This is a genomic window from Shigella sp. FC1567, from assembly GCF_001743015.1.
Taxonomy (GTDB): domain Bacteria; phylum Pseudomonadota; class Gammaproteobacteria; order Enterobacterales; family Enterobacteriaceae; genus Escherichia; species Escherichia coli.
In genome coordinates this window covers 1-14,153 of the sequence record NZ_MIIV01000007.1, presented here as the reverse complement: position 1 = coordinate 14,153, position 14,153 = coordinate 1, and the positions used below count along the sequence as shown (strand labels likewise).

General features: G+C 51.8%; 12 protein-coding genes and 2 pseudogenes. 5 read left to right on the top strand and 9 right to left on the bottom strand.

Annotated features, from left to right (window positions below):
- The 6 genes and pseudogenes from BHE85_RS00595 to tsgA form a co-directional block, all read right to left on the bottom strand.
- A partial coding sequence (locus BHE85_RS00595; protein WP_047664789.1) for an IS1 family transposase occupies positions 1 to 165 on the bottom strand: 165 nt, incomplete at its 3' end.
- Between the two features lie 300 nt (positions 166 to 465).
- The gene (cysG, locus tag BHE85_RS00590; protein ID WP_000349885.1) at positions 466 to 1,839 is read right to left on the bottom strand and encodes a siroheme synthase CysG; all 1,374 of its coding nucleotides are present in this window, start codon (positions 1,837 to 1,839) and stop codon (positions 466 to 468) included.
- Between the two features lie 18 nt (positions 1,840 to 1,857).
- A pseudogene (gene nirC, locus BHE85_RS00585) lies at positions 1,858 to 2,663 on the bottom strand (nitrite transporter NirC).
- 126 nt (positions 2,664 to 2,789) lie between these two features.
- A complete protein-coding gene (gene nirD, locus BHE85_RS00580) occupies positions 2,790 to 3,116 on the bottom strand; it encodes a nitrite reductase small subunit NirD (RefSeq protein WP_000084764.1) in 327 nt (108 codons plus the stop codon).
- Positions 3,113 to 5,654 (bottom strand): annotated as a pseudogene (gene nirB / locus BHE85_RS00575) (NADPH-nitrite reductase large subunit). Before nirB ends, nirD begins: the two are co-directional and overlap by 4 nt.
- Positions 5,655 to 5,915: 261 nt before the next feature.
- Positions 5,916 to 7,097, bottom strand: a complete 1,182-nt coding sequence (gene tsgA, locus BHE85_RS00565) for an MFS transporter TsgA (protein WP_000185258.1) — start codon at positions 7,095 to 7,097, stop codon at positions 5,916 to 5,918.
- Between the two features lie 270 nt (positions 7,098 to 7,367).
- Here tsgA and ppiA point away from each other — a divergent pair, with 270 nt between their 5' ends.
- From ppiA to argD, 5 genes are all read left to right on the top strand, one after another.
- The gene (ppiA, locus tag BHE85_RS00560; RefSeq protein ID WP_000477216.1) at positions 7,368 to 7,940 is read left to right on the top strand and encodes a peptidylprolyl isomerase A; all 573 of its coding nucleotides are present in this window, start codon (positions 7,368 to 7,370) and stop codon (positions 7,938 to 7,940) included.
- A gap of 104 nt (positions 7,941 to 8,044) precedes the next feature.
- Positions 8,045 to 8,212 (top strand): YhfG family protein, encoded by a 168-nt coding sequence (locus tag BHE85_RS00555; protein ID WP_000736863.1) that lies wholly within the window; start codon positions 8,045 to 8,047, stop codon positions 8,210 to 8,212.
- The gene (locus tag BHE85_RS00550) at positions 8,202 to 8,804 is read left to right on the top strand and encodes a putative adenosine monophosphate-protein transferase Fic (protein ID WP_001280650.1); all 603 of its coding nucleotides are present in this window, start codon (positions 8,202 to 8,204) and stop codon (positions 8,802 to 8,804) included. Before BHE85_RS00555 ends, BHE85_RS00550 begins: the two co-directional genes overlap by 11 nt.
- Positions 8,805 to 8,835: 31 nt before the next feature.
- Positions 8,836 to 9,399, top strand: a complete 564-nt coding sequence (gene pabA, locus BHE85_RS00545; protein WP_000601849.1) for an aminodeoxychorismate synthase component 2 — start codon at positions 8,836 to 8,838, stop codon at positions 9,397 to 9,399.
- A gap of 85 nt (positions 9,400 to 9,484) precedes the next feature.
- A complete protein-coding gene (gene argD, locus BHE85_RS00540) occupies positions 9,485 to 10,705 on the top strand; it encodes a bifunctional acetylornithine/succinyldiaminopimelate transaminase (protein ID WP_039064285.1) in 1,221 nt (406 codons plus the stop codon).
- A gap of 66 nt (positions 10,706 to 10,771) precedes the next feature.
- Here argD and BHE85_RS00535 read toward each other — a convergent pair whose 3' ends face one another.
- From BHE85_RS00535 to BHE85_RS00525, 3 genes are all read right to left on the bottom strand, one after another.
- Positions 10,772 to 12,862 (bottom strand): YccS/YhfK family putative transporter, encoded by a 2,091-nt coding sequence (locus BHE85_RS00535; RefSeq protein WP_001295162.1) that lies wholly within the window; start codon positions 12,860 to 12,862, stop codon positions 10,772 to 10,774.
- Positions 12,863 to 12,912: 50 nt separating this feature from the next.
- A complete protein-coding gene (gene crp, locus BHE85_RS00530; protein ID WP_000242755.1) occupies positions 12,913 to 13,545 on the bottom strand; it encodes a cAMP-activated global transcriptional regulator CRP in 633 nt (210 codons plus the stop codon).
- Positions 13,546 to 13,822: 277 nt separating this feature from the next.
- The coding region (locus BHE85_RS00525; RefSeq protein WP_000321149.1) for an integrase core domain-containing protein at positions 13,823 to 14,153 on the bottom strand (331 nt) is incomplete at its 5' end.

Genomic DNA, 14,153 nt, shown 5'->3' with positions numbered 1-14,153 from the left:
TTTCTGGTGCGTACCGGGCTGAGAGGCGGTGTAAGTGAACTGTAGTTGCCATGTTTTACGGCAATGAGAGCAGAGATAGCGCTGATGTCCGGCAGTGCTTTTGCCGTTACGCACCACGCCTTCAGTAGCGGAGCAGGAAGGACATCTGATGGAAATGGAAGCCACGCAAGCACCTTAAAATCACCATCATACACTAAATCAGTAAGTTGGCAGCATTACCTACATTCCCTATGTATTATATATTAATTAATATTCATTGATTATATGAATATAAGCAGACTGCTCGTTAAGAACGATACAGGAATATTTAATTGGCGTCAGTGAGCGAATGACTTAATTTTGTAAGTCGCTGTAACGGTGAATATAACCCATTAGCAGATAATATTTATTAAGGGGTTATGTTTTATTTGCTGAATATATAAAAAGAGTCATTAAGAAGGCCAGAATTCTCTGGCCCGGGTTAAATTAATGGTTGGAGAACCAGTTCAGTTTATCGCGCAGGCCAACAACCCGACCAATAATAATTAGCGATGGACTGTTCATTTGCTGAGCAAGTTCACCGAGTTGCGTGAGCGTACCGTCAATCACGCGCTGCGTGACTGCCGTTCCGTTTTCGACAATTGCCACCGGCATTTCGCCAGGCATACCGTGTTCAATCAGCTTTTGCTGAATAGTCGCGGCCTGATTCAACCCCATATAGAACACCAGCGTCTGTTTTTCTGCCGCCAGGTTTTCCCAGTCCAGCTCGCCACCGGTTTTTAAGTGTCCGGTAATTAAGCGTACGCTCTGGGCATAATCGCGATGCGTGAGTGGAATACCCGAATAGGCAGAGCAACCAGAAGCTGCGGTAATACCCGGAACCACCGAGAACGGAATACCCGCGTTGCACAGTGTTTCCAGCTCTTCGCCACCACGGCCAAAAATAAACGGATCGCCACCTTTCAGCCGCACCACGCGTTTGCCTTTTTGCGCTTCCCGCAGCAGGATCTGGTTAATCTCTTCCTGCGGTACACAGTGGTATCCCGCGCGTTTGCCGACGAAAACGCGATCAGCATCGCGGCGTACCAGATTCATAATATCGTCAGAAACCAGACGGTCGTAGACCACCACATCTGCCTGCTGAATTTGTTGCAGTCCTTTCAGCGTCAGCAGCCCGGCATCGCCCGGACCTGCACCAACCAGCACCACTTCACCGCGATGGTCGAGCGGTTCGTTGATTAACTGTTCGGTCGTTTCAGTAATGGCTTTCTGATCGTTGTTTGCCAGCGACTGCGCCAGGCGGTCGTTAACGAACAATTTCTCCCAGAAACGGCGACGCTCACTCATCGTGGTGAACTGTTGTTTCACTCGCCCGCGTAATTGCCCGGCATATTTCGCCACCTGGCCCAGATGCAACGGCAGCAGTGATTCGAGTTTTTCGCGCAACAGGCGCGCCAGAACCGGAGAGGTGCCGCCAGAGGAGACCGCTACCATTAGCGGTGAGCGGTCAATAATCGACGGCATAATAAAGCTGGCGGCTTTCGGCGCATCGACTACGTTACAGAAGATGCGACGAGCTTCAGCGGCTTCGCTGACGCGCTGGTTAAGCGTGTCATCATCCGTCGCTGCAATCGCCAGCCAGCAGGTGTCGAGAAGGCTTTCATCAAATGGCCCTTCGACGAGGGTTAACATGCCTGCATCTGCCCATGCGGTGAACTGTGGAATAAACGCTAATGCATTCACCGTTAAGCGAGCGCCTGCGTCTAACAGCAACCTTGCTTTGCGTTCCGCGACATCACCACCGCCGACAATCAGACAGTCGCGATCGCGTAATTGGCAAAATATAGGCAAATGATCCACGTAAAAACCCCTTAGTAATTAACCGGCAGCCGTTTCAGTTTGATTAAATTTGTCCGCAACCGGACGATTCGATTTCGGCGTAGCATACCAATAACCCAATCCCATGAATACGGCACCTGATAAAGTATTACCCAGCGTCACCCACAGCAGGTTATGACCAATACCCGCCAGCGTGTAGGCTTCGCTGTGGTTGCCGAACCAGGAGAGCGCGAACAGCGTCATGTTAGCGATAGAGTGCTCGTAGCCGGACGCGATAAATGCCAGCAGACACCACCAGATAGCGATAAATTTCGCCGCCCCTTCAGTGCGCAGCGCCATCCAGATTGCCAGGCAAACCAGCCAGTTACACAATGCACCTTTGAAGAAGAGTACCATTGCCGGTGCAGTGGTTTTAGCCAGCGCGACGGAGTGAACGATGCTGGTATCTACCGGCAGCAGGCTACCGCCGCCCCAGCTATAGAGCATGGCAACGAAGACGGAACCGACCAGGTTACCCAGCCAGGTTTGCGGCAGGATTGCCCACATTTGCCCGTGGCTGATGCTGCCGCTTTTACCCCAAAGGTGAGGAACATGGTGTGTCCGGTGAACAGTTCAGAACCGGCGATAATCACCAGCGTTAAGGCGATACCAAAGGTCGCGCCCATCACCAGCGGACGTACGGACGGGTCGAGCAAATTACCGAGCGTGAAAATCAAGATGATCCCAAGACCCACATACGCGCCCGCCATGGCGGAGCTGACCCAAAAGCCGAGCGGGTTATTTGCCGACAGGCGTGCAATGCGCGCAGCGTTAGCCGCACACTTATTAATAGTGTCTGTAAACATTTGATTATCCTTTAAAAAATAAAAACAAAAAAATAAAACAAAAAGTTTAAAAAATGTCCTGCAATATACCGAAGGTAATTACAGGACCATGCAAAAAGGGGAGGCATTGCGCCTCCCGTTAAAACATTAACCGCGCAGCTGCACCACGCCGTCTTTCACTCGTGCTTCGTAATGTTTGACGGAAAACTGTTCGTCTTCCATGCACAAGCCATCACTTAAGCGAAAACGCTGTTTTTTCAGCGGGCTGGCGACCCACAGCTCGCCCTGGTGTTCCGCAATCAGCCCGCGTGACAGCACGCTGGACTCGAAGAACGGATCGATGTTGCTGATCGCAAACACCTGGTCGCTGTGATACGGGCGGAAAATCGCGACCTGCTCGTCGCCTAACAGCGCGCAGACGCCGGTTTCAGGCAGGATGTCATCGATTTTGCAGATGTCTTTCCACTGGCTCATGCGTTGTCCTCCACCAGAGTTACCGGGATACGTTCATACGGCGTTGCCGGACGTGCTGTTCGCGCTCTGGCACCATCTGCACGTTCGGGTCACGCTTGTCGCTGTTGATGAAGTGTTTGAAGCGAGTCTGCGCGGACGGTGTATTGACCGTTTCAGTCCACTCACACACTACCGCTTCACGCAGCGCGCCATCTCTTCTTCCAGATGAGCGTTCAGCCCCAGTTTGTCGTCAATGATCACCGCTTTCAGGTAATCGATGCCGCCTTCGAGGTTTTCTAACCACGGCGCGGTACGCGTCAGTTTGTCGGCGGTACGGATGTAGAACATCATGAAGCGGTCGAGATATTTGATCAGCGTTTCGCGATCGATATCAGCTGCCAGCAGATCCGCATGACGCGGTTTCATGCCGCCGTTGCCGCAAACATACAGGTTCCAGCCTTTTTCAGTGGCGATAATACCCACGTCTTTACCCTGAGCTTCTGAACATTCACGGGTACAGCCGGAGACACCGAACTTCATTTTGTGCGGCGTACGGATGCCTTTGTAGCGGTTTTCCAGTTCCACGCCGAGGCCGACGCTGTCGCCAACGCCGTAGCGGCACCAGGTGCTACCCACGCAGGTTTTCGCCATACGCAGTGCTTTCGCATAGGCATGACCGGTTTCGAAGCCGGCTTCAATCAGCTGACGCCAGATCTCTGGCAGATCGTCTTTCTGTGCGCCAAACATCGCCAGGCGCTGGGAACCGGTGATTTTGGTGTAGAGATTAAATTCACGCGCGATACGACCCACTGCCATCAGCCCTTCCGGGGTGATTTCACCGCCCGGAGAACGCGGGATCACCGAGTAGGTCCCGTCTTTCTGGATGTTAGCGAGGAAGTTGTCGTTAGAATCTTGCAGCGGAGTATGTTCTGGCTTCAGAATGTATTCGTTCCAGCAGGAGGCCAGCAGCGAACCGACGGTCGGTTTACAAACTTCACAACCGTAGCCTTTGCCGTGTTTCGCCAGCAGTTCTTCGAAGGTTTTAATGCCTTCAACGCGGATCAAATGGAACAGTTCCTGACGCGAATAAGCAAAGTGTTCGCACAGGTTGTTGTTAACTTCGATGCCCTGTTTCGCCAGTTCCGCGTTCAGTACCTGAGTGACCAGCGGGATACAGCCACCGCAGCCAGTACCCGCTTTGGTTTCAGCTTTCAGCGCCGCAACTGTGTGGCAGCCTTTGTTGATGGCAGCAATCAGATCACCTTTAGTGACGTCGAAGCAGGAGCAGATTTGCGCGCTGTCCGGCAGTTTATCAACACCGATAGACGGCTTACCGCTACCCGAGTGCGCCGGCAGAATCAGAGAATCCGGGTTTTCCGGCAGCTCGATAGCATTCAGCACCAGTTGCAGCAAGTTACCGTAGTCGCTGGTATCGCCCACCAGTACCGCACCGAGCAGGGTTTTGTTGTCTTCGCTGACGATCAGGCGTTTGTAGATCTCTTTGCTTTCGTCGAGGTAAACGTAGCTACGTGCGCCAGGCGTGCGACCATGAGCATCACCAATACCGCCTACGTCCACGCCCAGCAGTTTCAGCTTGGCGCTAAGGTCAGCACCTTCAAAGGCGTTTTCGCTACCGAGAATATGGTCAACGGCGACCTGCGCCATTTTGTAGCCAGGTGCTACCAGACCAAATATACGGTTGTTCCAGCTTGCGCATTCACCGATAGCGTAGATATCCGGATCGGAAGTTTGGCAGGAATCATTAATGACGATACCCCCACGCGGAGCAACGTCCAGACCACACTGGGTTGCCAGCTTATCGCGCGGACGGATACCGGTAGAGAAGACGATAAAGTCGACTTCCAGTTCGCTGCCGTCGGCAAAACGCATGGTTTTACGTGCTTCGACACCTTCCTGCACAATCTCAAGGGTGTTTTTGCTGGTGTGAACGCGCACGCCCATACTTTCGATTTTGCGACGCAGCTGCTCGCCACCCATCTGATCAAGCTGTTCCGCCATCAGCATAGGGGCAAATTCGATAACGTGGGTTTCAATACCTAAGTTTTTCAGCGCGCCAGCGGCTTCCAGACCTAACAGGCCGCCACCAACAACGGCACCGCGTTTGCTGCGACGGGCGCAGGATTCAATGGCGTTGAGGTCTTCAATGGTGCGATAGACAAAGCAGTCCTGAGTATCAGAACCTTTGATTGGTGGGATCCACGGGTAGGAACCGGTTGCCATGATCAGCTTGTCATAAAAAACGGTACGTCCGGCGCTGGAGTGAATCACCTTCTCCTGACGGTTGATGGTGATAGCGCGTTCGCCGACCAGAACTTTGATGCCGTGTTTCTCGTAGAAGCCTTCGCGCACCAGCGACAGCTCTTCGGCGGTGTGGTGAGAGAAGTAAGACGAGAGGTGTACGCGGTCATAAGCGATGCGCGGTTCTTCACAGAAAACGGTAATATCAAAGTTGGCCGCATCAGATTTATCAAGAAGATCTTCGATAAAGCGATGGCCGACCATACCGTTACCGATAATTGCGAGTCTGACTTTGCTCATTTTTGCCTCGATTTCTTTTCTATTACCGCCTACCTTAACGATTCAGCAACCCCGCTTATTGATGTAAATCAAATTCACCTTTATATACCCCTTAAGGGGTATATTGCTGATTTGTATAAATTTTCTTAAGTCACGGAATTGTCTGACATTTCATGTTTGTGCAAAAAATAGACAAAATGAACGGGTTTATAGAAATAGATGCACGTAGCGGGGTTAGAGAGGAAAAGGCCGGACGACGATAGTGCCGTCCGGCATTAGCAATTAATGAGAGGTCAGGGTGTTATGCTGACGGTGACGGCTGACGAAACCTAACAGGAAGCACATCACAAAGACGACAGCGTACAGACCGTTTGCTGTAAGCAGTGCCGCCTGCGGACCGCTATGTTCAACAATCGGGCCGGTAACCACAAAGGTCAACATAGTACCGATGGTTCCGCAGGTCAGGACAAAGTTAACCAGTTTTGGCGACGGTACTTTGGTCTGCTGTGAACCCAGGGTGATGATGGTGGTATAGATCGCGCTGGAGAAGAAGCCCAGAGCGAGAATTGACCACGCCATATGTGCTGGTGTTCCGGTGTTAAAGACGTACATCAGAATCGCAGCCAGACCAGCCAGTACGGTCAGAATGCGTTGCAAATCAAAGAAGCGAAGAATAAAGCTGAACGCCCACATGCCGACCATGTATGACATCCAGAAGTTACTCACCAGCGTGCCCGCGTCGTTCAGGCTCATGCCCAGGCCTTTGGCATACTCAGGCACCCAGGAGATAAAACCTAACTGACCGAGGATGTAGCACAGCGCCGCAACAGAGAGAAACAGTACGCCGATCCCCCACTTTTCTTTCTCTACCGGAGCATCCGTTTTTGGTGCATGTTTGCCCAGTGCTGGGAACTCACAGCCGAAGGTCAGAATAAAAATAGCGACATACACCAGCCCGATGCAGGCATAAACCCAGTACCACTCAATGCTGCGCGCCAGTAGAAACGCGGCGATCATTGGGAAAATCATCCCAGCCATACTGAAGAAGGAGTCAGTAAATAACAGGCGGGAACCGCGCTGACGCCCTTCATACATTTGTGTTATCAGGAATGTACCAATCGACATAGTAATGCCGCTGACCACCCCGAGAATGAACATCGCCGTCGAGAACAGCGCCAGGCTGTGGCTGAACATCAAACCGGCAACCGCCAGCACCATCAGGAGAAAGCCAAAACGTAACTGCGTTTTCAACGGGACGATTTCCATCAGCCAGGCGTTGAGGAAGATAGAGATTAAAATGCCGGCGTTGAGGAAGGTGAAGGTGTTACTCATACTGGAAACAGGCAGATTGAAATAATCGGCGATATTTCCCATCACCATCCCGGTGACAATAACCAACGCACCAGTCAGTGCGTAGGAGAGAAAGCTAATCCATGTGAGCTTGATGCGATTGCTGTTAGTCATGATTGGCCTGCGTTCAAAAATAAAATGGCATAGCGGGATATGCCGCGAGCGGGTGATTTTAGGTGATTTTGTGATCTGTTTAAATGTTTTATTGCAATCGGTTGCTAAATTGCATTTTAAGAAGTGATTTTGATCACGGAATAAAAAGTGATCGTCAGGTTACATATATTTCAGATACGTAAAATTAGGTAAAGGGATGGCCTTGTTCTTGAAGGCTATTTAGAATCTCTTCACTTGCTTTTTTTCTGCTCTGTTTGTTAAGGAAATCTCATGTTCAAATCGACCCTGGCGGCGATGGCTGCTGTTTTCGCTCTTTCTGCTCTTTCTCCCGCAGCAATGGCAGCGAAAGGGGCCCCGCACGTATTGTTGACAACCTCAGCTGGTAACATCGAACTGGAGCTGGATAAACAAAAAGCGCCAGTGTCTGTGCAAAACTTTGTCGATTATGTGAACAGCGGTTTTTATAACAACACTACCTTTCACCGCGTCATTCCTGGCTTTATGATTCAGGGCGGCGGTTTCACCGAGCAGATGCAGCAGAAAAAACCAAACCCGCCAATCAAAAATGAAGCCGATAACGGCCTGCGCAACACGCGTGGCACCATCGCGATGGCGCGTACCGCTGACAAAGATAGCGCCACCAGCCAGTTCTTTATCAACGTTGCCGATAACGCCTTCCTTGACCATGGTCAGCGTGATTTCGGTTACGCGGTATTTGGTAAAGTGGTGAAAGGCATGGACGTGGCGGATAAGATTTCCCAGGTGCCGACTCATGACGTTGGTCCGTACCAGAATGTGCCGTCAAAACCGGTAGTTATCCTTTCCGCTAAAGTCCTGCCGTAATGATTTCTCGCGCGGGCAATCTTGCCCGCGCTTCTGCTCTCCCGGCGTAACCCGGATTTGCCGCTTATACTTGTGGCAAATGGACACGTTCAGGGAGGCATCAAGTGAAGAAACTCACCGATAAGCAAAAGTCCCGTCTCTGGGAGCTTCAGCGTAATCGTAATTTCCAGGCCAGTCGCCGTCTTGAAGGCGTCGAGATGCCTTTAGTCACTCTTACTGCCGCAGAGGCTTTAGCGCGCCTTGTAGAGCTGAGGAGGCACTATGAGCGATAAATTCGGCGAAGGGCGCGATCCGTATCTTTATCCAGGCCTTGATATCATGCGTAACCGGCTGAACATCCGCCAGCAACAACGGCTGGAACAGGCCGCTTACGAAATGACGGCGCTGCGTGCTGCGACCATTGAGCTTGGTCCGCTGGTGCGCGGTTTACCGCATTTGCGAACTATCCATCGCCAGCTGTATCAGGATATTTTCGACTGGGCAGGGCAACTGCGTGAAGTTGATATTTATCAGGGCGATACGCCGTTCTGCCACTTTGCTTATATAGAAAAAGAGGGCAATGCCCTGATGCAGGATCTGGAGGAAGAAGGTTATCTGGTTGGCCTGGAGAAAACGAAGTTCGTCGAGCGGCTGGCGCATTACTATTGTGAAATCAACGTGCTGCATCCCTTCCGGGTGGGAAGTGGTCTGGCACAGCGGATCTTCTTCGAGCAACTGGCGATTCATGCCGGATATCAACTGAGCTGGCAGGGTATCGAAAAAGAGGCCTGGAATCAGGCAAATCAGAGTGGGGCAATGGGGGATCTCACCGCACTGCAGATGATATTTAGCAAAGTGGTAAGCGAAGCCGGGGAATCTGAGTAAAATAGCGCGGTTCTTTCGTACCGGAGCCGCCATGATCCTGCTTATTGATAACTACGATTCTTTTACCTGGAACCTCTACCAGTACTTTTGTGAACTGGGGGCGGATGTGCTGGTTAAGCGCAACGATGCGTTGACGTTGGCGGATATCGACGCCCTTAAACCACAAAAAATTGTCATCTCACCCGGCCCCTGTACGCCAGATGAAGCCGGGATCTCCCTTGACGTTATTCGCCACTATGCCGGGCGCTTGCCGATTCTTGGCGTCTGCCTCGGTCATCAGGCAATGGCGCAGGCATTTGGCGGTAAAGTTGTGCGCGCCGCAAAGGTCATGCACGGCAAAACCTCGCCGATTACACATAACGGTGAGGGCGTATTTCGGGGGCTGGCAAATCCACTTACCGTGACACGCTACCATTCGCTGGTGGTGGAACCTGGCTCATTACCAGCGTGCTTTGACGTGACGGCCTGGAGCGAAACCCGCGAGATTATGGGGATTCGCCATCGCCAGTGGGATCTGGAAGGTGTGCAGTTCCATCCAGAAAGTATTCTTAGCGAACAAGGACATCAACTGCTGGCTAATTTCCTGCATCTCTGATTTCCGATTGCCATTCAGTGATTTTTTATGCATATTTTGTGATTATAATTTCATATTTATTTATGCGTAACAGGGTGATCATGAGATGGCAATTGAACAAACAGCAATTACACGCGCGACTTTCGATGAAGTGATCCTGCCGATTTATGCTCCGGCAGAGTTTATTCCGGTAAAAGGTCAGGGCAGCCGAATCTGGGATCAGCAAGGCAAGGAGTATGTCGATTTCGCGGGTGGCATTGCAGTTACGGCGTTGGGCCATTGCCATCCTGCGCTGGTGAACGCGTTAAAAACCCAGGGCGAAACTCTGTGGCATATCAGTAACGTTTTCACCAATGAACTGGCGCTGCGTCTTGGGCGCAAACTGATTGAGGCGACGTTTGCCGAACGCGTGGTGTTTATGAACTCCGGCACGGAAGCTAACGAAACCGCCTTTAAACTGGCACGCCATTACGCCTGTGTGCGTCATAGCCCGTTCAAAACCAAAATTATTGCCTTCCATAACGCTTTTCATGGTCGCTCGCTGTTTACCGTTTCGGTGGGTGGGCAGCCAAAATATTCCGACGGCTTTGGGCCGAAACCGGCAGACATCATCCACGTTCCCTTTAACGATCTCCATGCAGTGAAAGCGGTGATGGATGATCACACCTGTGCGGTGGTGGTTGAGCCGATCCAGGGCGAGGGCGGTGTGACGGCATCGACGCCAGAGTTTTTGCAGGGCTTGCGCGAGCTGTGCGATCAACATCAGGCATTATTGGTGTTTGATGAAGTGCAGTGCGGGATGGGGCGGACTGGCGATTTGTTTGCTTACATGTACTACGGTGTGACGCCGGATATTCTGACTTCTGCGAAAGCGTTAGGCGGCGGCTTCCCGATTAGCGCCATGCTGACCACGGCGGAAATTGCTTCTGCGTTTCATCCTGGTTCTCACGGTTCCACCTACGGCGGTAATCCTCTGGCCTGTGCAGTAGCGGGCGCGGCGTTTGATATCATCAATACCCCTGAAGTGCTGGAAGGCATTCAGGCGAAACGCCAGCGTTTTGTTGACCATTTGCAGAAGATCGATCAGCAGTACGATGTGTTTAGCGATATTCGCGGTATGGGGCTGTTAATTGGCGCGGAGCTGAAACCACACTACAAAGGTCGGGCGCGTGATTTCCTGTATGCGGGTGCAGAGGTTGGCGTAATGGTGCTGAATGCCGGACCGGATGTGATGCGTTTAGCACCGTCGCTGGTGGTGGAAGATGCGGATATCGATGAAGGGATGCAACGTTTCGCCCACGCGGTGGCGAAGGTGGTTGGGGCGTAAATAAGACGCATCAGGCAAAATATGTCGGATGCGGCGTGAATGCCTTATCCGATGGTTTAGCCTGTATTACGCCTTCGAATCCCGCAACTTGCGACTCAGCCAAATCCCGTGATGCGGTCGCTGACGCCATGCCATCGACGAAATGGTGTGCATGGTGTTCAGATGACCAATAACCCGCTGTAAATGCTGCTCCAGCGTACCTGCCGCGCCTTCGTGCGGCTGCATCTCCGGCGCATCCATGATATTGGCATCGCCAGAACTACCCGGTTCGTCATACTCCAGTCGCTGCTGACAACGCTGAATGGCGATTTCACAAGACTGTAAATACTCTTGTGCCAGTTCAGGTGGCAATGCCCGGTGTTCCCGCGCCAGCGTGGTCATGGCATTAATATGCTCAACAATAAACTGGCTGTGCGTTACCCACAGTTTCATATCTGCCAGATAATGGCTGTTAAACGCCGGTTCCTGCATCGCCTGATTCAATGAGTTATACAGAGTGTTATGTGCCTGATTTACCCGCATTCGCTGCCAGGCCAGTGGCGTAGGTTGCGGATCCTCGCTAAGAATCAAGCGAATCGCTTCCTGATAGGCTTCTAAAGCGTCATGGGCGTTTTTACGCAATAACCCGCTCTGCCACTGCGGCCACAGCCAGACAGTACCGCCGAAAGCAATTAAACAACCAATAATGGTATCGATAAGACGCGGAAGGATGTATTGCTCGCCGTTCAACCACAATAGTTGCAGGGTATACACTGCGGTAATAGTAAAACCGACCGTCGCCCAGCCGTAGTTTTTGCGCAATATCAGGTAGCTGGCGAGGGTGGTAATCAGCATCAACGTCAGGGTGTAACCTTCGGGAATTTTAAAGTGCAGCGCCACGCCCGCAATGATTAACCCGACCACGGTTCCCACGGAGCGATTCACAATCCTCAGACGGGTTGCGCCATAGCCATTTTGTGTCACCAGCAATACCGTCATCAGGATCCAGTACGACTTCGGCAGATGCAGCGCGGTGCCCATCAGGCTGGCAACGCTTAACATCACACTGAGTCGTCCGGCATTGCGTAGCGCCGGAGACTTTAGTGACAGATAACTTTTCAGCGCAGGAAGTAATGGCATTCGCCGCTGTTTATCGGCCAGTAAGTCACGGGCATAGAGCGGTTTTTGGGTGCGCAGCACGCGGGCGATGCGGCTGAAATGCCAGTAGCAGAATTGCCCAACCGGATTATCCGGATGCTGGCGGGCGATTTTTTCCAGTGCGCCAATTTGCTTTTCCATCGTAAAACGCGTTGGCAGGCGATGGTAAAGAATGTCATCAGCCAGCACGCGCAGGCGAGCGGCGACGGTTTGCGCATTCCAGCGGATAACTTCTTCCGCATGGCTACGCTCGACCAGCTTTTGCACCTCTTCCGGCTGATGCAAACTGACCGAAATATGTTCCTGTAAATCCAGCGCCTCCTGGAAAATACGCAGCATCCGCTTGTAGTCAGTATTATTTTGCGCGGAAAGCATATGCATTTGCTGATAGCACTGGGTAATTAGATCGACCGCTTTTTGCTGGCGCACCAGCAGCGGCGGCAGCGCTTTTTCAGGGTCGGTGTGCTGGGTAAGCAGGCTGTATTTGGCTTCACAATAATCTGCCAGTTCACGGTACAGCAGACTTAGTGACTCGCGCAGCGGTTGTTCGCGCCAGATCCAGAACCAAAACCAGTTAAACAATCCGTACCAGAGAGTGCCCAACGCATAGATGAGCAACGGTTCCCAGACCGGCATGTATCCCGCCAGACTGAGGGTAAAAATGGCTGCCAGCAGCGATGCGGGAAGCAATTTTGCGTGCAATGGCCCCAACTCAGCAGTGACGCCAAGTACCAGCGTTAATCCGGTCAGCAAAAAGGGCAGGGGAACATCTTTTGCCAGTAGCAGCTGTGTCAGTAAGCTACAGGTGGCAAACAGCGACGCACCAATGATTAAGCGTTTGAAAAAACGTTTATGAGGCGTATCAAGGCCCGCAATATTGCAACAGGCAGGAACGAGAGAGAAGAGCAGACCGAATCGTAATTCGCCAAGCATTAACCCAACGGCCACGGGCAAACATAGCACCAGCGTTTGTCGAAGTGCATAGTTGATATCGGGGTGATAAATCAGTCTGCGCCACATCGGGGGAAACAAAATGGCGCGCTACCAGGTAACGCGCCACTCCGACGGGATTAACGAGTGCCGTAAACGACGATGGTTTTACCGTGTGCGGAGATCAGGTTCTGATCTTCAAGCATCTTCAGAATGCGTCCCACGGTTTCACGAGAACAGCCGACAATCTGACCGATTTCCTGACGGGTAATTTTGATTTGCATACCGTCCGGGTGAGTCATAGCGTCTGGTTGTTTTGCCAGATTCAGCAGAGTCTGTGCAATGCGGCCCGTCACGTCGAGGAACGCCAGGTTGCCCACTTTCTCTGAAGTGACTTGCAGACGACGCGCCATCTGTGCAGACAGACGCATCAGAATGTCCGGGTTTACCTGAATCAATTGGCGAAATTTTTTGTACGAAATTTCAGCCACTTCACAGGCGGTTTTCGCACGTACCCATGCGCTACGTTCCTGGCCCTCTTCAAACAGGCCCAGTTCGCCAATAAAATCACCCTGATTCAGATAGGAGAGGATCATTTCTTTACCCTCTTCGTCTTTGATCAGCACTGCCACAGAGCCTTTAACGATGTAGTACAGCGTTTCCGCTTTTTCACCCTGGTGAATAAGCGTGCTCTTGGATGGGTACTTATGAATGTGGCAATGAGACAAGAACCATTCGAGAGTCGGGTCTGTTTGCGGTTTGCCAAGCACCATGCGCGGTTATCCTCTGTTATAAGCTTTCTCCAGAGCCAGATAACGCCGCTGTCTCTGGATTGCCGAAATATGCTTCCCGCTACCTGGGAAGGGGCTATCAACTGTACTGCACGGTAATGTGACGTCCTTTGCATACATGCAGTACATCAATGTATTACTGTAGCATCCTGACTGTTTTAGCATAGCTTTCGCTTTGTGTCTCCTGGTGTCTCGCTTCAGCATGACCCAGGTCGCCTTCCGTTGCGCGATTTGGTTAGTACGCGTACTGGATTTGCCCCTATATTTCCAGACATCTGTTATCACTTAACCCATTACAAGCCCGCTGCCGCAGATATTCCCGTGGCGAGCGATAACCCAGCGCACTATGCGGATGCCATTCGTTATAATGCTCGAACGCCTCTGCAAGGTTCTTTGCTGCCGTTAACCCGTCTGGTTTGGGCATGATACTGATGTAGTCACGCTTTATCGTTTTCACGAAGCTCTCTGCTATTCCGTTACTCTCCGGACTCCGCACCGCCGTGTTCTTCGGTTCAAGTCCCAACATCCGGGCGAACTGGCGTGTTTCATTAGCCCGGTAGCATGAACCATTATCCGTCAGCCACTCCACT